We start from the raw sequence: 20,518 nt of genomic DNA, 5'->3' as shown, positions 1-20,518 counted from the left end.
GAAGGGAGTGCGCAGGCTTCTGCGGGTGAGCGAACACGAGTACGACCTCATCGTCATCGGCTCGGGGCCCGGCGGGCAGAAGGCGGCCATCGCCGCGGCGAAGCTGGGGAAGAAGGTGGCGGTCGTCGACCGGCACGACATGGTCGGCGGGGTGTGCGTCAACACCGGCACCATCCCGTCCAAGACCCTGCGCGAAGCGGTGCTCTACCTGACCGGGATGAACCAGCGGGAGCTCTACGGGGCGAGCTACCGGGTCAAGCAGGACATCACCATCGCCGACCTGCTGGCCCGCACCCAGCACGTGGTCGGGCGCGAGGTGCAGGTGGTGCGGGCCCAGCTGCAGCGCAACCACATCGACCTGGTCCCGGGCACCGGCTCGTTCGCCGACCCGCACACCGTGCTGGTCGAGGGCCGGCACCCGGGCGACCGCCGGACCATCTCCGGCGACTACGTGGTGATCGCCACCGGCACCCGCCCGGCCCGGCCCGCGCACGTGGACTTCGACGCCGCGCGGGTGCTCGACTCCGACGAGATCCTGCGGCTGGAGCAGATCCCGTCCTCGCTGGTCGTGGTCGGCGCCGGGGTGATCGGGATCGAATACGCGTCGATGTTCGCCGCGCTGGGCTCGCGCGTGACCGTGGTGGAGCAGCGGGAGCAGATGCTCGGCTTCTGCGATCCGGAGATCGTCGAATCGCTGAAGTTCCAGCTTCGCGACCTCGGCGTCACCTTCCGCTTCGGGGAGAAGGTGGCGGACGTGGCGGTGTCGGCCGACGCCACCGTCACCACGCTGGCGAGCGGCAAGCGCATCCCGGCCGACGGCGTCATGTACTCGGCCGGGCGCCAGGGCGTGACCGGCGGGCTGGCGCTGGAGAAGGCGGGACTGGCGGCCGACGAGCGCGGCCGGCTGACCGTGGACGAGCACTACCGGACCGAGGTCGAGCACGTCTACGCGGTCGGCGATGTGATCGGTTTCCCGGCGCTCGCGGCAACTTCGATGGATCAGGGCCGGCTCGCCGCGTACCACGCGTTCGGCGAGCACGCGAACGGGCTGGGCGCCCTGCAGCCGATCGGGATCTACACCATTCCGGAGATCTCCTACGTCGGCGCCACCGAGGCGCAGCTCACCTCGTCCTCGGTGCCGTACGAGGTCGGCATCTCACGCTACCGCGAGCTGGCGCGCGGGCAGATCACCGGCGACAGCTACGGGATGCTCAAGCTGCTGGTGTCCACCACCGACCGGAAACTGCTGGGCGTGCACGTGTTCGGCACCGGCGCCACCGACCTCGTGCACATCGGCCAGGCGGTGATGGGCTGCGGCGGCACCGTCGACTACCTGGTCGACGCCGTGTTCAACTACCCCACCCTGTCCGAGGCGTACAAGGTCGCCGCGCTGGACGCGACCAACAAGATCCGGGCGCTGGAGCGGTTCCCGGTCTGAGCGGCCGCGCCCGGGCGAACGGCGCGTTCGAACATGTGTTTGACAGGTCTATAGAACATGTGTTCGACTTGACCGGTGCGATGGGAACGACAGCGAGCAGGAGAGGGTGAGCCGGTACTGCCGGGCCTGGACGGCCTGGTGCGGTCGGTGCGATCACCGGAGTTCGACGGCATCACCTTCCACGAGGTGCGCGCCCGGTCGGTGCTGAACCGGGTGCCGGGCAGCTCCCCGGTGCCGTTCCGCTGGACGGTGAACCCGTACCGGGGCTGCTCGCACGCGTGCACCTACTGCCTGGAAGGCACCACCCCGGTGCTGCTGGCCGACGGGCGGGCCAAGCCGATCGCCGACCTGGTGGTGGGCGAAGCGGTCTTCGGCACCCGCGGCCACGGCGTCGCGCGGCGGCTGGTGCCCACGGAGGTGCTGGCGCACTGGACCACGGTGCGCCAGGCCTACCGCGTCACCCTCGACGACGGCACCGCGCTGGTCGCCGGGCCGGACCACCGGTTCCTCAGCGCCCGCGGGTGGAAGTACGTCACCGGCAGCCGGCTCGGCACCGCGCAGCGGCCGCACCTGGAGCCGGGCACGGAGCTGGTCGGCGGCGGGCGGTTCGCGCGCACCCCGGACGACACGCTCGGCTACCGCGCCGGCTACCTGTGCGGGATGCTGCGCTCCGGCGGGTTCGCGGTGGAGCCGGACGCGGCCGAGCGCGCCCTGGGCTACCTGCCGGACTTCGGCGCCTCGGCCGGGTTCATGCGGATCCCGCCGAAACCGGACGCGCACTGGTCGCGCGGGTTCCTGGCCGGGCTGTTCGACCTGGCCGGCTCCTACCGCCGCGGGGTGCTGTCGATCGCGCACGACGAGACGGACGTGGTCGACACGCTGTTCGCGGCGCTGGAACGGTTCTCTTTCGACCACGAGACGGTCGGGCACCGCGACCACCCGGGCCGTCGCGTGGCCCGGCTCTCCGGCGGCGCGGCCGAGGTGCTGCGGTTCCTGCACCTGACCGATCCGGCGGTGACGTGGAAGCGCTCTCTGGACGGGACCACCATCGGCTCCGTGCGGCGCACCGTGACCGCGGTGGAATCGATGGGCCTGGAGCTGCCGCTGTACGACATCACCACCGGCACCGGCGACTTCGTGGCCGACGGCATGGTGTCCCACAACTGCTTCGCCCGCCACACCCACACCTACCTGGAGTTCGACGCGGGCCGCGACTTCGACAGCCAGGTGGTGGTGAAGGTCAACGCGCCGGAAGTGCTGACAGCGCAACTGAAGCACCCGGGCTGGCGGCACGAGCCGGTGGCCATGGGCACGAACACCGACCCGTACCAGCGCGCGGAGGGCCGCTACCGGCTGATGCCCGGCATCATCCGCGCGCTCGCGGACTCGGGCACCCCGCTGTCGATCCTGACCAAGGGCACGGTGCTGACCCGCGACCTGCCCCTGCTGGAATCGGTGGCGAAGGACGTCCCGGCGCACGTGGCGGTCTCGATCGCGCTGCTGGACCGGGAGCTTCAGCACCGGCTGGAACCGGGCACGCCGAGCCCGCAGGCCCGGCTGGACCTGGTCCGCCGGATCCGCGCGGCGGGTCTGCCGTGCGCGGTGCTGGTCGCGCCGGTGCTGCCGGGCCGGGATGGGGCGGGGCAGCGACGGTGGGTCCGGTGGCTGCGGTGACCCAGCGCTGGGCATGACGCGGTGCGGCCGGGCGGTGCGTGACGCGCTTGGGTGTGAGGTGGCCGGGCGGTGCGGGGCTGGGTGGTGTGTGGCGTGGCTGGGTGTGAGGTGGCCGGGCGTGACGTGGCCGGGCGGTGCTTGGCTGAGCGCTGTGTGGCGTGGCTGGGGGTGGCATGGCCGGGCGGGTGTATGGCGTGGCTGGGGGGTGACGTGGCCGGGCGGGTGTATGGCGTGGCTGGGGGGTGACGTGGCCGGGCGGTGGGTGGCGTAGCTGGAGGTGGCACGGCCGACCGGTGCATGGCGTGGTCGGGTGTGGTTGGGGTGGCGGGGCCGGGCGTTGCGTGATGCGTTGGGGGGGTGGTGTGCCCGGGAGTGCGTGACGTGGCCGGGAGTGCGTGGCCGGGCGTGGGGGCGTGACGTGGCCGGGCGTCGGGCGTAGGGGTGTGGCCTGGCCGTGACGCGACGTGCCCGGCGTGATCCGGCGTGGACGGGGATGGCTCGGCCCGGTGTGGCGGGTGGGGGCGTGCCGTCGGTCCGGCGTAGGGGGCGAGGGGGGTGGCCCGGCCCGGTGGAAGCGGGCGGCGAAACCGGTCCCGGCCCGGCCGGAGAAGCCTGGTAGCAAGGCCGCCGGGGGCGTTCGTTAGCCTCTGTGTTCGGCGAAAACCGCCGTGAACCCGTGGGCGAAGGAGAGCAGTCGCAGTGCTCCGCACTCATCAAGCCGGCACCTTGCGTGCCGGGCAGGCCGGTCAGCACGTCACCCTCACCGGCTGGGTGGCCCGGCGGCGCGATCACGGCGGAGTCATCTTCATCGACCTCCGCGACGCCAGCGGCGTCGCCCAGGTCGTGTTCCGCGAAGGGGAGATGGCCGAGCGCGCGCACGCGCTGCGCTCGGAGTTCTGCGTGAAGATCGTCGGCGAGGTGTCCCGGCGGCCCGAGGGCAACGCCAACGCCGAGATCCCCACCGGCGAGATCGAGGTGCTCGCCACCGAGCTCGAGGTGCTGTCCGAGGCCGCGCCGCTGCCGTTCCCGATCGACGACCGGGTGGACGTCGGCGAGGAGATCCGGCTCCGGCACCGGTACCTCGACCTGCGCCGCAGCGGGCCGGCCGCGGCGATGCGGCTGCGCAGCGAGGTCAGCCGCGCCGCGCGCGAGGTGCTGCACGCGCAGGACTTCGTCGAGGTCGAGACGCCGACGATGACCCGCTCGACCCCCGAGGGCGCGCGCGACTTCCTGGTGCCCGCGCGGCTCAAGCCCGGCTCCTGGTACGCGTTGCCGCAGTCGCCGCAGCTGTTCAAGCAGCTGCTCATGGTCGGCGGGCTGGAGCGGTACTACCAGATCGCCCGCTGCTACCGCGACGAGGACTTCCGCGCCGACCGCCAGCCCGAGTTCACCCAGCTCGACATCGAGATGAGCTTCGTCGAGCAGGACGACGTGATCGCGCTCGGCGAGGACATCGTCACCGCGCTGTGGAAGCTGATCGGGCACGAGATCCCGCGGCCCATCCCGCGCATCACCTACCACGAGGCCATGGCCAGGTACGGCTCGGACAAGCCGGACCTGCGCTTCGACCTCGAGATCACCGACATGACGGAGTTCTTCTCCGACACCCCGTTCCGCGTGTTCCAGTCGCCGTACGTCGGCTCGGTCGTGATGGCCGGTGGCGCCGACCAGCCGCGCCGCCAGCTCGACGCGTGGCAGGAGTGGGCGAAGCAGCGTGGGGCGCGCGGCCTCGCGTACATCCTGGTCAACACCGACGGCACGCTCGGCGGGCCGGTCGCGAAGAACCTGTCCGAGACCGAGCGCGAGAACGTCGCGGCCGCGGCCGGCGCGAAGCCCGGCGACTGCATCTTCTTCGCCGCCGGCAAGGCCAGTTCCACGCAGCCGCTGCTCGGCGCCGCGCGCGACGAGATCGGCAAGCGCCTCGGCCTGATCGACGAGGACGCCTGGTCGTTCGTCTGGGTCGTGGACGCGCCGCTGTTCGCCCCGGTCGAGGACATCGGCGACGACGTGGCCGTCGGCTCCGGCAAGTGGACCGCGGTGCACCACGCGTTCACCTCGCCGACCCCGGAGTGGATCGAGAAGTTCGAGTCCGACCCGGGCAGCGCGCTCGCCTACGCCTACGACATCGTCTGCAACGGCAACGAAATCGGCGGTGGCTCGATCCGTATCCACCGCGGTGACGTGCAGAAGCGCGTGTTCAACCTGATGGGCCTGTCCGACGAGGAGGCGCAGGAGAAGTTCGGCTTCCTGCTCGACGCCTTCGCGTTCGGCCCGCCCCCGCACGGCGGCATCGCCTTCGGCTGGGACCGCATCGTCATGCTGCTGGCCAAGGCCGATTCCCTGCGCGAGGTGATCGCCTTCCCGAAGACCGGCGGCGGCTACGACCCGCTCACGGCCGCCCCCGCGCCGATCACCGCGCAGCAGCGCAAGGAGGCCGGCATCGACGCGAAGCCCACTCCGCCCGCGCCGCCGGCCTAGTGCTGCACCTGCGGGCGGTGTGCCCGCCGGAGCGGACCGGCGAGGCCCTCGCGTTCCTGCGGGGCCACGCCGGCACCGCGCACCTGGTGCTGCACCGCGGGGTCGCCGTCCAGCCCGAGGGCGACCTGATCGAAGCGGACATCGCCCGGGAGGCCGCGGACGAGATCGTCGACGCCCTGTGCGCGCTCGATCTCGACCGGGCCGGCGGAATCACGCTCGAAGCACTGGACACGGCGTTGTCCGACGCGGCCGACGCCGCCGAGGAGGCCGCGCCCGGTGAGGGCGCGGATGCGGTGGTGTGGCAGGAATTGCTGGGCCGCACGGGCGAGGAAGCGCGCTGGAACCTGACCTTCCAGGCGTTCCTGGTGATCGCCTGCTTGCTCGCGGCGGTCGGGGTGGTCACGGATTCGGCGGTGACGATCGTCGGTGCGATGGTGGTGGGGCCGGAATTCGGGCCGCTGGCCGCGATCGCGGTCGGGCTGGTGCTGCGCCGGCGTGATCTGGCCGCACGGGCCGGGGTGGCGCTGCTGGCCGGGTTTCCGATCGCGATGGCCGTCACGCTCGGCGGGGTGCTGCTGGGTTCGGCCACCGGGGTCTTCGACCCGTCGGCGATCGTGGGCAACCACGCGGTCGACTTCGTCTACCAGGTGGGCGTCGCGTCGTTCGTCGTCGCGCTGCTCGCCGGCGCGGCGGGCATGCTGGCGATGACCTCGGCCAAGTCGGCCGCGCTGGTGGGGGTGTTCATCTCGGTGACCACGGTGCCGGCGGCGGGGTACGCGATGGTCGCCGCGGTGGCCGGGCGCTGGGACCGGACCGGCTATTCGCTGCTGCAGCTGGTGGTCAACCTGGCCGGGATCGTGCTCGCCGCGGCGGCGGTGCTGGCGGTGCGGCGACGGCGGCGTTCTTCCGCGCTGTCGCGGCCGCTTTCGTCCGGGTGATGGGGCAAACGGGTCACGAAGCGGTTCGGTCCCGGTTCGGGGTTTTCCCCGGCTTCGCGCTGGGTAAGCGAAAACGGTGAACCAGCACACGATCGTCCCCGCCCTGCCGGTGCCCGCGGTGCTCCGGATCGGTTCAGGTGGCTGGCGCACCGGCGCGGGGCCAGGCCGGTCACTGCCCTTGCACTGATCCTCCGCCGTTCGGGCAACGCCAGGGCGTTGCGTCCCGTCGATTTCCTTCCCGAGTATTCCCGTTCGCGTTCCGCTGCCCGAATCGAGGTGGTCGGGGCCGCTCAGTCACGAGTAGGGTCGGTGCCAATGACAGTCGACACCTCCTCCGCCGACGATTCCACCGTCGGCGCGGGAGCCGATTCCGTCGCCGCGGCGATCGCGGCGGGGGAAAGCGTCTTGTCGCGCCGCTTCGGCAGCGCGATCACGTTGGTGTCGCCGGAAAACCTCGAGGGCAGCGGGCCCGCGACGGTGTTGCGGGCGCGAGTCGTCTCCTCCTCCTTCGCGCTGCCTCGCACCCTGGTGATCAAGCACTACCCGCAACCGCCGGAGCCCGGTTACGCCGACCCGTTCGCCCAGGAGGCGGTGAGCTACCAGCTCTTCACCGCCCTCGCGCCGGACGAGCGGATGTGCCCCGAACTGCTCGCGCACGACGGGCGCGGGCGGGTGCTGGTGATCGAGGACCTCGGCCGGGCCCCGACCCTGCAGGACAAGCTCTTCGCGCGCGATTCCCGGGCGGCGGAGCGGGCGTTGCTGTCCTGGGCCCGTTCGCTCGGCCGCCTGCACGCGAGCACGGCGAGCCGGGAGGCCGACTTCAACGCGCTCCTGCGCCGGCTCGGCGGACCGGCGCGCAACGAGGACGAAGACCTCGCCGAAACCCTCGACGAGGTGCCGCCCCTGCTCGAAGACGTGCTCGGCGTCACCGTGCCGGAGCCGGTCCGGGCGCGGGTGGCGGAGTCGGTGGCGCTGGCCCGCTCGGCGGCGTTCCGCGCGTTCAGCCCTTCGGAGCTGAGCCCGGAGAACAACCTGGTCACCGGCTCGGGCGTGCGCTTCCTGGACTTCGAACGGGGCCGCGTGCGCACGGCGCTGGTCGACGCCGCCTACCTGCGCCTGCCGTTCGCCTCCTGCGACGACGCGCTGGCCCTGCCCGCGGGCATGAGCGAGGCGATGATCGCGGTCTGGCGCGCCGAGGTGGTCGGGGTCTGGCCGTCCTTCGCCGACGACGACGAGCTGGCGGCCCAGCTGACCATCAGTGAGCTGCTGCTGGTCTGGCTGGTCACCAGCGACACGCTCCCGGGCCTCGACCTGACCCGCCACGCGACCCCGGTCAGCCGGGAGGCCGCGCTGGTGACCTGGTGGCGCGAGCTGGCCAAGCACGCCGGTTACGCCCGGTTGACCGACATCGCCGAGCACGCCACCCGCGTGGCCGCCGCGCTCGGCGCCCGGCTGGGACCGCACGCCGACCTGGCGTTCTACCCGGCCTTCCGCTGAGTCCGCGCGCCCCCGGGGCGGCTCGGGCCCGGGGACCACGCCGGGCCGCGCCGGCCGTTTCACGCCGGATCCCGGCTCCCGAGGCCGGTCCCGCGTGGCCGGATCGTCCTCGCCCGCGGGCCGTGCCAAGAGTTCCCCGCGCCGTCCATACCGCGTTACCTCACCATCACCGAGGGTGGGTTTCGGTGCCGGATGGTCGTTCGCGTGACCGTGATCAGTGTCCAAGTCACCCCGGCCCCGCAGCCCACCCGCCCGCCGGAGCCCGCCGCGCCGCCACGGATCGCGCGGCGGCTGGCCGTGCTCGGGGACTCCACCGCGGTCGGCCTCGGCGATCCGCTGCCGCAGCGCGGCGGCTGGCGCGGGGTCGGGCCGCTCGTCGCCGCGGCGCTGGGGGTGGGCGAGGAGGGCTACCTCAACCCCTCGTTCACCGGCGCGCGGATGCACTGCGTGCTGTCCCGGCAGCTCCCGCCCGTGCTGGCGCACCGCCCGGACGTCGCGCTGATCGTGGTGGGCATGAACGACACGCTGCGCCCCGACTTCGACGCCGCGAAGATCGCCGCCGACCTCACCGGGATCATCCGGGCCCTGGCCGCGACCGGCACCACGGTCGTGCCCGTGCGGTTCCACGACCACGGCCGGGTCTTCCGCCTGCCGCCGTCGCTGAAGCGGGCGCTGAGCGCCCGCGTCGCCGAGCTGAACGCCGCCATCGACTCCGTGGTGGCCGCCGAGGACGTGTTCTGCCTCGACCTCGACACGATACCCGGCGCCTACGACCTCACCGCCTGGAGCGTCGACCGCCTGCATCCCTCGGAGCTCGGCCACCGGATGCTCGCGCTCGGCTTCACCGTGCTGCTGGCCGAGGCCGGGTTCGCCGTGCCGGAGCCGGTCAGCCTGAACTGCTCGGGCGGCGTGGAGCCCAGCGCCGCGGGGCACTTCGGCTGGCTGGTGGTCAAGGGCGTGCCGTGGCTGTGGCGCCGCGGCCGCGAGTTCCTGCCCTACGCCGCGGCGATCATGTGGCGCTCGTTCCGCGGGCCCGCGGGCTGAACACCCGCAGCGCTTCGGCGTCCGAGGCCGGGTTTCGCACGAAGTAGTCCGCGAATTCCTCGATGTCCTCGTACCCCGATTCCGCGACGAGCCGCCGGCACGCCTGCTCGGCGTCGTAGGGGGTCCGGCGCAGTTCGACGCCCGGGCCGAGCCGCGCCCAGTGCGCACCCGCTGTCCCGTAAGGTATTCCGACGCTGCCCGGGTTGACGATCAGCCGCCGGTCGGCGAGCCGGGTGAACGGCATGTGCGTGTGCCCGCACACCACGGTCGGTGCGGTGACGCCGTCGAGCACCTCGGCCCAGCGCGGCAGCGGACTGTCCACAAGCACCACTTCCTCGTCGTCGCGCGGGGTCGCGTGGCAGAACAGCACCTCGCCGAGCCCTTCGACCTCCAGGGTCACGGTCAGCGGTAGCCCGGCCAGCATCGCGAGCTGGCCGGCGCGCAACTGGGCGGCGGCCCACGGCGCGATCGGATCGGGCCCGGCCGCCGGGCCGCCGCCGGCCAGCGTGACCAGCTCGCGGTCGGCGTTGCCCCGCACCCAGACCGCGCGGTCGCCGAGGGCGCTGAGCCGGTCGAGGGTGGCCGAGGGCAGGGGGCCCGCCGCGTGGTCGCCGCACAGCACCACCGCCTCGGCCGTCCGCACGTCCGGCTCCGCCAGCACCGCTTCGAGCGCCGGCAGCACCCCGTGGATGTCCGAAAGCACCGCGACCGAGGAGAACATCGGCCCAGTCTGCCCGCCGCCGTGCCGCCGGCGAAGGAAGTTCGCCGACGGCGCAAGGATTTCAGACCCGCAGCACCTTGACCCCGGTCAGGCTGGAACGGGCCGGGCGCCGTGGCGGATTCTCCGGGGTAGACGACCGCACGGTAGGTCTCGTGGACCGCGCGGAGACCGCCACCGCTTCCAGCGCGGCGAGGTCCGGCTCGAAGGCGCCCGCGACGGTCCGGGCCGCAGGTGGAAGCCGAGGGTCGCGACGCTGAGCGCGTACGGCAGGTCCAGCCCGTCGGCCCGCAGCAGCCCGTGACGGACGAACAGCTCGAACGTCCCGGTGGTCGCCGTCAGCCTGGCCACGCACCTCTCGGAGCAGTTCGTCCTTCGTGCCCCAGTACCGGCAGACGGTGCCCTTGCCGATGACGGCCCGGCGCGCCACATCGTCACCTTGCTCGTGGCCCAGCGCACGAGCGGTCCGGAGGCGGCGTCGGGGATCCGGTCGGCGCGGTTGCGGTTCGGGTGTCCCGGCCTGGTGGGGGTCGGTTACCGTGATGCGGGTGGCACAGGACGAACTCTTCACGGTGAACCCCGATGTGGGCCCGCCCCCCGAGCCCACCGGGTCCAACCGGGTGGAGCCCCACGCCGACCCGGCCAGCTCGCCGCTGGCGGTGCGGATGCGGCCGCGCACTCTCGACGAAGTCGTCGGCCAGCAGCACCTGCTGCGCGAGGGCGCGCCGCTGCGGCGGCTGGTCGAGGGGGCCGCGCCGGCGTCCGTGCTGCTCTACGGCCCGCCCGGCACGGGCAAGACCACGCTGGCCAACCTGGTCTCGATCGCCACCGGCCGCCGGTTCGTCGCGATGTCCGCGCTCTCGGCGGGGGTCAAGGAGGTGCGCGGCGTGATCGAGGAGGCCCGCCGGCGCCGCAGCTACAACGCCGAGAACACCGTGCTGTTCATCGACGAGGTGCACCGGTTCTCCAAGACCCAGCAGGACGCGCTGCTCGGCGCGGTCGAGGACCGCACGGTGCTGCTGGTGGCGGCCACCACGGAGAACCCGTCGTTCTCGGTGGTCTCGCCGTTGCTTTCGCGCTCACTGGTGCTGCAACTGCGCCCGCTGACCGACGAGGACATCGTGCGGCTGCTGGAGCGCGCGCTGACCGACGAACGCGGACTGGGTGGCGCGCTGACGCTGGCCGGCGAGGCGCGCGAGCACCTGGTCCGGCTCGCGGGCGGAGACGCTCGGCGGGCGCTGACCGCGCTGGAGGCGGCGGCTGACGCCGCGGGCGCCACCGAGCACAAGACCATCGACCTGGCCATCGTCGAGTCCACTGTGGACAAGGCCGCGGTCCGCTACGACCGCGACGGCGACCAGCACTACGACGTGATCAGCGCGTTCATCAAGTCGATCCGCGGCTCCGACGTCGACGCCGCGCTGCACTACCTGGCCCGGATGATCGAAGCGGGGGAGGACCCGCGGTTCCTCGCGCGCCGCCTGGTGGTGCACGCGAGCGAGGACATCGGGATGGCCGACCCGACCGCGCTGCAGGCGGCCGTGGCCGCCTCGCACGCCGTGCAGTTCATCGGCATGCCGGAGGGGCGGCTCGCGCTCGCCCAGGCCACCATCCACCTGGCCACCGCGCCGAAGTCCAACGCCGTGGTCACCGCGATCGACGCGGCGCTGGCCGACGTGCGCGGGGGCGAGGCCGGCACCGTGCCGCCGCACCTGCGCGACGGGCACTACGCGGGGGCGAAGAAGCTCGGCAACGCGCAGGGCTACCGCTACCCGCACGGGGTTCCCGACGGCGTGCTGGCCCAGCAGTACCCACCGGACGAGCTGGTCGGGCGCGACTACTACGAGCCGACCCAGCGCGGCGGCGAGCGGACGCTGGCCGAGCGCGTGCCGCGGCTGCGCCGCACCATCCGCGGGGAGCGCCCGTGATTCCCGCCGGTTGAAACTCCCGTGAGCGCCGCCGCGTTCTCCCGTAGAACGGTGGGGACGAAAACGTCCGGCCGCCCGGTCGTCCCCGGCGGCCGAGGGGCCGGGGCGAGGGGGAGCGATGACGCTGCTGACGGTGTGGCCGGACGACCAGCCCGGGCACGTGCTGCTGCGGACCGAGGACCCGGGCGCGATCACGGCCGAACTCCGGCGCCACGGCGTGGGCTTCGCCCGCTGACCCCTGGCCGGGCTGTCCCCCGAAGCGGGTGAGGCCGAGGTCCTGGCCGCCTACCGCGACCGCGTCGACGGGCTCACCGCCGCCGTCGGCTACCACTCGGCGGACGTGGTCCGCGGCACCGCTGCGGCCGCCGGGCGGGGGCCCACACCCCCGGCCGCGGTCGAGCACCGCTCGCCCGCGGACGAGGACCGGTTCTTCGTCCGCGGTTCCGCGGCCTGGTACGTGCACGCGGGCCGCCGGGTGCACGCCGTGCTGTGCGAGCCGGGCGACCTCCTGCGCGTCCCGGCCCACACCGGCCACTGGCACGACGGGGGCGAGCACCCCGGCCACGTCACCATCCGCGTCCGCCACCCCGCGGCGGCCACCGCGGCGCCGGCCACCGCGGCTCCGGCCGGTCCCCGGCGGCACCCGGCCGGGTTCCCCGGTTACGACGCCCTGGTCGCCGGCCGGTCCACGGCCTGGCCCGCGCTCACCCCATGACCGGCCGCCGTCAGAGCCGCACAAGCCGCACAGTCCCCACCGGTCCCGCGAAGGACGCTCTGCGCGGCCCGCCGGGCGAGGGCACGATGGCGGCATGACCACCATCGCTTTCCTGGGCACCGGCATCATGGGCCGGCCGATGGCCGCCAACCTCGCCCGGGCCGGGCACGAAGTGCGGGCCTGGAACCGCACCCGGGCCAAGGCCGAACCGCTCGCCGCCGAGGGCGCCACCGTCTTCGGTTCGGCGCGTGAGGCGGTCGACGGCGCCGAAATCGTGGTCACCATGCTCGCGGACGGCCCGACGGTCGCCGAGGTCATCGCCGGCGCCGGGCTCGCGCCCGGCACCCTCTGGCTCCAGACCAGCACCGTGGGCATCGAGTGGGCCGGCCGGCTCGCCGGGGCGGCGGAACGGGCCGGGGTGGCGTTCGTCGACTGCCCGGTGATGGGGACCAGGCTCCCGGCCGAGCGGGCCGAGCTGCAGGTGCTCGCGGCCGGTCCGGCGGAGGTGCGCGAGCGCGCCGCGCCGGTGTTCGACGCCATCGGTGTGCGCACCCGCTGGCTCGGCCCCGAACCGGGCACCGCCACCCGGCTCAAGCTCGTGATGAACGGCTGGGTGCTGGCCCTGACCAACGCCACCGCCGAGAGCCTGGCGCTGGCCGGCGCCCTGGGCGTCGACCCGGAATCGTTCTTCGACGTGATGACCGGCACCACCTTCGACGTCGGCTACGCGCGGATGAAGGGCCCGCTCATGCTCTCCGGCGACTACCCCGCGTCCTTCCCGGCAGCGCTGGCCGCCAAGGACGCGCGCCTGGTGGTCGAGGCGGCCGGGGACGAGGTCGACCTCGCGGGCGCGAAGGCCGCGCTGGCCCACCTCGAAGCCGTCGTCGAGGCCGGTCACGGCGAGGAGGACATGGCCGTGCTCTACCGCGCCGTCGCGAAGGGCAGGGCCGCCGGATGACCGTTGCCGGCCCCGGGCCGGGAGCCGCCTGGCTGCGCTGAGTGACCAATGGGCGGGGCGACACCGCCGAACGGCTGGACAGGCGGTAGCCTCACGGGCACCGAAGAATTGGCACCGAAGACCACGCAACCCCGAGGAGGGCCCGTGTCGGCAGGGCAGATCGCCGCGCTGATCGCCGCAGGAGCATTCGTTGTACTGGTCTTGCTGCTGGCGATCCCGCTGCTCAAGCTCGGCCGCACGCTGGACGAGGCGACCATCGCCATCCGGAAGGCCCACGAGAGCAGCGACCCGATCCTGCTGGGTGCGAACGAGACCATCACGCACGTGAACACCCAGCTCGAGCGCGTGGACGGGATCACCGCGAGCGCGCAGGCCGTCACCGGCAACGTCTCCGCGCTGTCGTCGGTGTTCACCGCGACCCTCGGCGGCCCGCTGGTCAAGATGGCCGCCCTGTCCTACGGGCTGAGCAAGGCGGTCCGCGCGCGGCGCCGCAAGCAGGAAGCGAAGGCCGCCGCCCCGGCTCGCCGGAGGAAGAAGTGAAGCGCCTGTTCTGGCTCGGCGTCGGGGTCGTGACCGGCGTCGCGTTGTCCCGCAAGGCCACCGAGACGGCTCGCCAGGCCAGCCCGGCCGGGCTGGCGTCGAACCTGGGCGAGGCCGTGCGCGAGCTGGCCGGCGCCGTGGGCTCGTTCGGCGCCGAGGTGCGCGCCGGGATGAGCGAGCGGGAGCAGGAGCTGCACGACATGGTCGAGGAACGGACCGGATTCGCCGCGCCGCCCGGTGCCGGGGGACGGCACGCCGCCGCCCAGCGCCCCGCCCCGCGAGCTCGCCGGGCGGAGGGCTGACCTCGTCGCGTTCCGCGCGAGGAGCGGCGCCCTCCGCCGTTGCCGCCGCCCCGCCCACCCGGCGCGGTGCGCCCTGTCCGCCACCGCGCCCCAGTACAAGGACTGACCCGTGGACACACACGAAATCACCGATCGCTTCCTGCGCCACTTCGAGGCCAAGGGCCACACCCGCGTGCCCAGCGCGCCGCTGATCCTGGACGACCCGAACCTGCTGTTCGTCAACGCGGGCATGGTGCAGTTCAAGCCCTACTTCCTCGGTGAGGCCCCGCCGCCGTACCCGCGCGCGACCAGCGTGCAGAAGTGCGTGCGCACGCCGGACATCGACGAGGTCGGCAAGACCACGCGGCACAACACGTTCTTCCAGATGGCCGGCAACTTCTCCTTCGGCGACTACTTCAAGGAAGGCGCCATCGCCAACGCCTGGGAGCTGATCACCGGCGCCCAGGACGAGGGCGGCTTCGGCCTCGACCCGGACCGGATCTGGGCGACCGTCTACGAGGGCGACGCCGAGGCGGCGGGACTGTGGCGCAGGCTGACCGGGCTGCCGGGCGAGCGCATCCAGGTCCGCGACGGCAAGGACAACTACTGGGACATGGGCGTGCCCGGCCCCGGCGGGCCGTGCTCGGAGATCTACTACGACCGCGGCCCGGCCTACGGCCGCGAGGGCGGCCCGGTGGCCGACGAGGACCGCTACATCGAGATCTGGAACCTCGTGTTCATGCAGGACGTCCGCGGCGAGCAGAGCCCGAAGCTGGGGCACCGGCCGATCGGCGAGCTGCCGAAGAAGAACATCGACACCGGCATGGGCGTCGAGCGGGTGGCGACGATCCTGCAGAACGTCGAGAACGTCTACGAGACCGACCTGGTGCGCCCGGTGATCGGCCGGGCCGAGGAGTTCTCCGGCCGCCGCTACGGCGCGAACCACGCCGACGACGTCCGCTTCCGCGTGATCGCCGACCACGCCCGCACCGGCGTCATGCTGATCGGCGACGGCGTCACCCCCGGCAACGACGGCCGCGGCTACGTGCTGCGCCGGCTGCTGCGCCGCATCGTCCGCTCCACCCGCCTGCTCGGCGTGCAGGAGCCGGTGCTGCCGGCGTTCGCCGAGGTCGTGCGCGACACCATGGGCCCGACCTACGCCGAGCTGGTCAGCGGCTTCGACCGGATCTCCGAGGTCGTGCGGGTCGAGGAGGAAGCGTTCCTGGCCACCTTGACCAGCGGTTCGCGGATCTTCGACCTGGCCGCGGCCGAGACCAAGCGCGGCGGCGGCGACGTGCTGGCCGGCGACCAGGCGTTCCAGCTGCACGACACCTACGGCTTCCCGATCGACCTGACCCTGGAGATGGCGGCCGAGCAGGGCCTCAGCGTCGACGAGCAGGGTTTCCGCACGCTGATGGACGAGCAGCGCACGCGGGCGAAGGCCGACGCGGCGGCGCGCAAGAGCGGCCACGGCGACCTCTCGGAGTACCGCAAGGTGCTGGAGCAGCACGGGGAGACCGAGTTCCTCGGCTACCGCGAGCTGCAGGCGTCCGCGAAGGTCGTCGGCCTGCTCGAAGACGGCCTGCCGGTGCGCAGCGTGGCCGAGGGCCGCCGGGCCGAGCTGGTGCTCGACCGCACGCCGTTCTACGCCGAGAGCGGTGGCCAGGTCGCCGACACCGGCGTGCTGATCGGCGACGGCGTCGAGCTGAAGGTGCTCGACGTGCAGAAGATCGTGCCGGGCCTGTTCGTGCACCGCGTGGAGGTCGTCGCGGGCGAGATCGGCCTGGGCACCGAGGTGACCGGCTCCGTGGACGGGCACCGCCGGCTCTCGATCGAGCGCTCGCACTCCGCGACGCACCTGGTGCACGCGGCCGTGCGCGGCGCGTACGGCAAGCGCGCGGCGCAGGCCGGTTCGCTGAACTCGCCGGGCCGGATGCGCTTCGACTTCACCACGCCCGGCGCGGTGTCGGCCGACATCCTCACCGAGGTCGAGGAGGAGGTCAACGAGTACCTCCAGACCGACGTCGAGGTGCGCAACTACGTCACCACCAAGGACAAGGCGCTGGAGCTGGGCGCGGTCGCGCTGTTCGGCGAGAAGTACGGCAACGACGTGCGCGTGGTCGACATGGGCGACTACTCGCGTGAGCTCTGCGGTGGCACGCACGTGGACCGGATCGGCCAGCTCGGGCTGGTCAAGCTGGTGTCGGACGCTTCGATCGGCTCCGGGGTGCACCGCGTCGAGGCGCTCGTGGGCCCGGACGCGCTGAAGTACGTCCGCAAGGAGCAGTTGCTCGTTTCGCAGCTGGCGAACACCTTCAAGGTGCCCTCGGACCAACTCCCCGCGCGCATCGAGGACGTGCTGACCCGGCTGAAGAACGCGGAGAAGGAGATCGAGCAGCTGCGCACGCAGCAGGTGCTCGGCTCGGCCGGCGCGCTGGCCGGCCGGGCGCAGGACGCCGGCGGCGTCTCGGTGGTAGCCGAGGTCGTGCCCGACGTGGACGGCAACGGTCTGCGGGCGCTGGCCGCCGACCTCCGCGGCCGGTTCGGTGAGCGGCCCGGGGTGGTCGCGTTGTTCGCGCCGTCCGGGGACAAGATCGCGTTCGTCGTGGCCACCACGGCGGCGGCGCGGGAGCGGGGCATCGCGGCGGGCAAGCTCGTCCCGTCGTTCGCCGGGGCGATCGGGGGCCGCGGCGGCGGCAAGCCCGACATGGCCCAGGGCGGCGGCAGCAACCCGGCCGGGGCGCAGCAGGCCGTGACGGCCCTGCGCGCGGCGGTCGCCGAAGTTGCCCAGTAGACCCCAGCGGGGCCCGGACCGGCCGGATGCCTCCGGTCCGGTCCGGGGCCGGCGGCTCGGGGTCGATGTCGGCTCGGTCCGGGTCGGGGTGGCCCTGAGCGATCCCGCGCCCGTCCTCGCGAGTCCGCTCGTTACCCTCTCCCGTGATGCGAAGGACGACAGCGATCTGGACCGGCTTGCCGAACTCGTCACCGAACACGAGGTGGTCGAGGTGATCGTCGGGCTGCCCAGGACCCTGGCGAACCGGCAGGGCCCGGCCGCCCTGATCGCCGTGGAGTACGCGGACAAGCTCGCGGCGCGGCTCGGCGAGGTGCCGGTGCGCCTCGGCGACGAGCGGTTGACGACCGTGACCGCGTCCCGGATGCTCTCCCAGCGGGGGGTCAAGGGACGCAAGCAGCGGGCGGTGGTCGACCAGGCCGCCGCCGTCGAGATCCTGCAGGCCTGGCTCGACGCCGCCGCCGCGCAGCGCGCCCGGAAAGGCGAGTCATGACCGAGCCCCGCGGTCCCGAGGACGAGCGCGGCCGTCGCCGGCTGCGCGGTCCCGAGACCGATCCGCCGTCGGAGGACGCCCCGCGCCGGGAACGCCGCACGCCGCCGCGCCCGTCCGGCTCCCACGAGCTGCCGCCGGCCCGCCCGCGCCGCATCCCGCCCGCCGACCCGCACGACGCCGCCCGGCCGCCTCGCCGACGCCGTGAGGAGGCCGACGAGCCGCGCCCGCAGCCGTCGCAGCCCCCGCCGGGCCGCCGCCGCCGCCGCGATGAAGCCGAACGGCCGGCTTCGGACGCACCGGCCTCGGGCCGTCGCCGCCGCGAAGATGAGCGGCCCTCGGCGGACGGGCCCGCGCCGATGGCGCGCCGTCGCCGGGCCGGTGACGATGATCAGCCCGCACCGGACGCGCTGGACGCGCCGGTCCGCCGTCGCCGTGAGGACGCCGCGAACCAGTCCGCACCGGGCCGCCGTCGCCGTGAGGACGCGGCCGACGCGCCCGCACCGGCCCGCCGCCGTCGCGCGGACGTCGAGCTGCCCCCGGACGGCCCGCCACCCGGCCGCCGTCGCCGAGAAGACCTGCCCCAGCCCTCGGGCGACCCTCGCGAATCCGAGCGAGGCCGTACCGGGCCGTCTCCGGCCGACCCGCGGGGAACCGAGGACGCGCGGCCCCGGCGCCGCCGGGCCGATCCCGGTGACCCGTCGATGCCGCGGGACCCGCGTTTCGCCGGTCCGGTGGACGGCTCCATGCCGCCCGACCCGCGGTTCGCCGCGCCGCCGCGTCGTCGCCGTCCCGAGCCGCGGCCGGTGGAGAACCCGACCGACGTCATCCCCGCCGTGCCCGACGAAGAGCCCGAGCGCGGTGCGCGGATCGACGGCCTCTTCGGTGACGACGAGTACGACGGCGAATACGACGAGTACAGCGACTACGAAGAGTACGAAGAAGACGAAGAGGCGTACGAGGAATCCGCCGAAGAACGCCGCGGCAAGAAGGCCAAGCCGGCCCGGATCGCCGGAAAACCGCGCAAGGGCAAGAAGCGCAAGCGGGCCCTCGGCTGGGTCGCGGCGCTGGCCGTGCTCGTGATCCTCGCCGGCGGTGCCTACTTCGGCTACCAGAAGGTCTTCGGCTACCCCGACTACGACGGCTCCGGCGAGGGCAGCACCGTCGTCCAGGTCGAAGACGGCGACACCACGTCCGCGATCGGCGCGAAGCTGACCGACGCCGGGGTGGTCGCGAGTTCCAAGGCGTTCGTCAAGGCCGGCGCGGACAACGCCGCGCTCAACCGCATCCAGCACGGCTACTACGTGCTCAAGCAGCACATGTCGGGGGAGAGCGCGGTCGAGCTGATCACCGCGCCGACCTCGCAGGTGGGGCGGCTGGAGATCCGCCCGTACACCCAGTTCGACGACATCAAGCAGCCCGGCGGCAAGGTCACGCCCGGGGTGTTCAGCCTGATGTCGAAGGCCTCCTGCGCGGACCTCGACGGCAAGAGCACCTGCATCCCGGTCGACGAGTTGCGCAAGACCGTCGCGGACGGCGACCTCAAGGCGTTCGGCGTGCCGGACTGGGCGGTGGAGCCCGCGGGCAAGGCGCTGAGCAAGGACAAGCGCCTGGAGGGGCTGATGGCGGCGGGCGTCTACGACGTCAAGCCCGGCTGGACCGCGACCGAGCTGATCACCTACCTGGTGCACCAGTCGGCCGACGCACTGCAGGCCGCGGGCCTGTCCGACCAGAGCACCGGGCCGGGCCGGACTCCGTACCAGACGTTGATCATCGCTTCGCTGGTCGAACGCGAGGCGGTGAAGGCCGACTTCGGCAAGATCTCCCGGGTCATCTACAACCGGCTCGACCAGAACATGCCGCTGCAGTTCGACTCCACCATCAACTACACGCTCGACCAGCCCACCCTCAAGACCCGGAAAGAGGACCGGGCCAAGGCCGGGCCCTACAACACCTACGCCATGACCGGGCTCACCGCCACCCCGATCGCGGTGCCGAGCACGGACGCGATCAAGGCGGCGCTCAAGCCGCCGCCCGGCGACTGGCTGTACTTCGTCAAGTGCGAGACCAGCGGCTTGTCCTGCTTCGCCACGACCTATCCCGACCACCAGAAGAACGTCGCCGAGGCCGAGGCGAGGGGCGTTGGCTGACCTCGGCCCGCGCCGGGCCGCGGTCCTCGGCCGCCCGGTGGCGCACTCGCTGTCCCCGGTGTTGCACGAGGCCGCGTTCCGGGCCCTGGGCCTGACCGGCTGGACCTACGAGCGGGTCGAGACCGGGGCCGAGGAGCTGCCCGCCCTGGTGGACGGTCTCGGTCCGGAGTGGGCCGGTCTCTCGGTGACCATGCCGGGCAAGCGGGCCGCGCTGGAGCACGCCACGGAGATCACCGAGCGGGCGGCCGCGGTCGGCGCGGCGAACACGCTGGTGCGCCTGCCCGGGGGATGGCTCGCGGACTGCACGGACGTCGACGGTGTCACCGGCGCGCTGCGGGCCGGCGGCGGGTACGCGCCTTCGCCCGGTGACCGGGCCGTGGTGCTCGGCGCCGGGGGCACGGCGGCGGCCGCGGTGGTGGGGCTCGCGGCGCTGGGCCTCACGGCGGTCAGCCTGGTCGTCCGCGATCCGGCGCGAGCGGGCGAGACCCTCGGTGCGGCCGAGCGCGCGGGCCTCGACGTGGACGTGCGACGCTGGTCCGAAGTGGACTTCACCGCGCTGGCCGCGCGCACGGCGGTGCTGGTGAGCACCGTGCCACCGGAAGCGGTGCGGCCGCACGTGGCCGAGCTGGCCGCGGTGGCGTGCGTGCTCGACGTGATCTACCACCCGTGGCCGACGCCGCTGGCCGAAGCCGTGGCCGAGCGGGGCGGGCGCCTGGCCACTGGTCTGGACATGCTGCTGCACCAGGCTTTCGGCCAGTCCGAGCACTTCACCGGACGTCCCGCGCCCCGGGCCGAGATGCGCGACGCCCTGCGCGCGGCCACCGGCGGCCTGGTGCCGCTGCGGCTGGCTTGATATTCTGCCGGGCTGCCTTCCGCAC

At 73.5% G+C, this 20,518-nt stretch carries 16 protein-coding genes; 15 read left to right on the top strand and 1 reads right to left on the bottom strand.

Annotated features, from left to right (window positions below; translation table 11 throughout):
• Positions 1-25: 25 nt before the first annotated feature.
• The 6 genes from sthA (at position 26) to NYF13_RS24380 (ending at position 9,069) form a co-directional block, all read left to right on the top strand.
• Entirely contained in the window at positions 26-1,438 is a 1,413-nt protein-coding gene (gene sthA / locus NYF13_RS24405; protein ID WP_315659949.1) for a Si-specific NAD(P)(+) transhydrogenase, read from the top strand.
• A gap of 75 nt (positions 1,439-1,513) precedes the next feature.
• Entirely contained in the window at positions 1,514-3,112 is a 1,599-nt protein-coding gene (locus tag NYF13_RS24400) for a radical SAM protein (protein WP_315659948.1), read from the top strand.
• 699 nt (positions 3,113-3,811) lie between these two features.
• On the top strand, positions 3,812-5,590 hold the full coding sequence (gene aspS, locus NYF13_RS24395) for an aspartate--tRNA ligase (RefSeq protein ID WP_315659946.1): 1,779 nt from the start codon (positions 3,812-3,814) through the stop codon (positions 5,588-5,590).
• A complete protein-coding gene (locus NYF13_RS24390; RefSeq protein ID WP_315659944.1) occupies positions 5,590-6,528 on the top strand; it encodes a DUF389 domain-containing protein in 939 nt (312 codons plus the stop codon). The genes aspS and NYF13_RS24390 overlap by 1 nt, the downstream gene beginning before the upstream one ends.
• Before the next feature lie 315 nt (positions 6,529-6,843).
• Positions 6,844-8,025: a phosphotransferase gene (locus NYF13_RS24385; protein ID WP_315659942.1), complete on the top strand. Its 1,182-nt coding sequence runs from the start codon at positions 6,844-6,846 to the stop codon at positions 8,023-8,025.
• A 192-nt stretch (positions 8,026-8,217) separates the two neighbouring features.
• On the top strand, positions 8,218-9,069 hold the full coding sequence (locus tag NYF13_RS24380; RefSeq protein WP_315659941.1) for an SGNH/GDSL hydrolase family protein: 852 nt from the start codon (positions 8,218-8,220) through the stop codon (positions 9,067-9,069).
• On the opposite strand, the gene NYF13_RS24375 is transcribed toward NYF13_RS24380, so the two are convergent.
• A complete protein-coding gene (locus tag NYF13_RS24375) occupies positions 9,035-9,790 on the bottom strand; it encodes a metallophosphoesterase family protein (RefSeq protein WP_315659939.1) in 756 nt (251 codons plus the stop codon). The two genes, NYF13_RS24380 and NYF13_RS24375, sit on opposite strands and share 35 nt — an antisense overlap.
• A gap of 545 nt (positions 9,791-10,335) precedes the next feature.
• Here NYF13_RS24375 and NYF13_RS24370 point away from each other — a divergent pair.
• The 9 genes from NYF13_RS24370 (at position 10,336) to NYF13_RS24330 (ending at position 20,493) form a co-directional block, all read left to right on the top strand.
• On the top strand, positions 10,336-11,715 hold the full coding sequence (locus tag NYF13_RS24370) for a replication-associated recombination protein A (protein ID WP_315659937.1): 1,380 nt from the start codon (positions 10,336-10,338) through the stop codon (positions 11,713-11,715).
• A gap of 340 nt (positions 11,716-12,055) precedes the next feature.
• A complete protein-coding gene (locus NYF13_RS24365; protein ID WP_315659936.1) occupies positions 12,056-12,430 on the top strand; it encodes a hypothetical protein in 375 nt (124 codons plus the stop codon).
• A 94-nt stretch (positions 12,431-12,524) separates the two neighbouring features.
• On the top strand, positions 12,525-13,388 hold the full coding sequence (locus tag NYF13_RS24360) for an NAD(P)-dependent oxidoreductase (protein ID WP_315659935.1): 864 nt from the start codon (positions 12,525-12,527) through the stop codon (positions 13,386-13,388).
• Between the two features lie 144 nt (positions 13,389-13,532).
• Positions 13,533-13,928 carry a DUF948 domain-containing protein gene (locus NYF13_RS24355; RefSeq protein ID WP_315659934.1) on the top strand — a complete coding sequence of 132 codons (396 nt, stop codon included), beginning with the start codon at positions 13,533-13,535 and terminating at the stop codon, positions 13,926-13,928.
• Positions 13,925-14,230, top strand: coding sequence for a hypothetical protein (locus NYF13_RS24350; protein ID WP_315659933.1), 306 nt, complete (start codon positions 13,925-13,927; stop codon positions 14,228-14,230). Before NYF13_RS24355 ends, NYF13_RS24350 begins: the two co-directional genes overlap by 4 nt.
• 109 nt (positions 14,231-14,339) lie before the next feature.
• On the top strand, positions 14,340-17,003 hold the full coding sequence (alaS, locus tag NYF13_RS24345; protein ID WP_315659932.1) for an alanine--tRNA ligase: 2,664 nt from the start codon (positions 14,340-14,342) through the stop codon (positions 17,001-17,003).
• A complete protein-coding gene (ruvX, locus tag NYF13_RS24340; protein WP_315659930.1) occupies positions 16,993-17,493 on the top strand; it encodes a Holliday junction resolvase RuvX in 501 nt (166 codons plus the stop codon). Before alaS ends, ruvX begins: the two co-directional genes overlap by 11 nt.
• Complete coding sequence (gene mltG / locus NYF13_RS24335) at positions 17,490-19,640, top strand: endolytic transglycosylase MltG (RefSeq protein WP_315659929.1); 2,151 nt, start codon at positions 17,490-17,492, stop codon at positions 19,638-19,640. The genes ruvX and mltG overlap by 4 nt, the downstream gene beginning before the upstream one ends.
• Entirely contained in the window at positions 19,633-20,493 is an 861-nt protein-coding gene (locus NYF13_RS24330; RefSeq protein WP_315659928.1) for a shikimate dehydrogenase, read from the top strand. The genes mltG and NYF13_RS24330 overlap by 8 nt, the downstream gene beginning before the upstream one ends.
• Positions 20,494-20,518 lie beyond the last annotated feature (25 nt).

The sequence above is a fragment of the Amycolatopsis sp. PS_44_ISF1 genome (assembly GCF_032335455.1).
Taxonomy (GTDB): domain Bacteria; phylum Actinomycetota; class Actinomycetes; order Mycobacteriales; family Pseudonocardiaceae; genus Amycolatopsis.
The sequence above is the reverse complement of the archived record's forward strand: the minus strand, read 5'-3'. Positions and strand labels throughout refer to the sequence as shown.

Coding starts and splice junctions, on each gene's coding strand:
- NYF13_RS24385 (WP_315659942.1), top strand. CDS start 6,844: ATGACAGTCGACACCTCCTCCGCCGACGATTCCACCGTCGGCGCGGGA.
- NYF13_RS24380 (WP_315659941.1), top strand. CDS start 8,218: ATGGTCGTTCGCGTGACCGTGATCAGTGTCCAAGTCACCCCGGCCCCG.
- NYF13_RS24375 (WP_315659939.1), bottom strand. CDS start 9,790: ATGTTCTCCTCGGTCGCGGTGCTTTCGGACATCCACGGGGTGCTGCCG.
- NYF13_RS24360 (WP_315659935.1), top strand. CDS start 12,525: ATGACCACCATCGCTTTCCTGGGCACCGGCATCATGGGCCGGCCGATG.
- mltG (WP_315659929.1), top strand. CDS start 17,490: ATGACCGAGCCCCGCGGTCCCGAGGACGAGCGCGGCCGTCGCCGGCTG.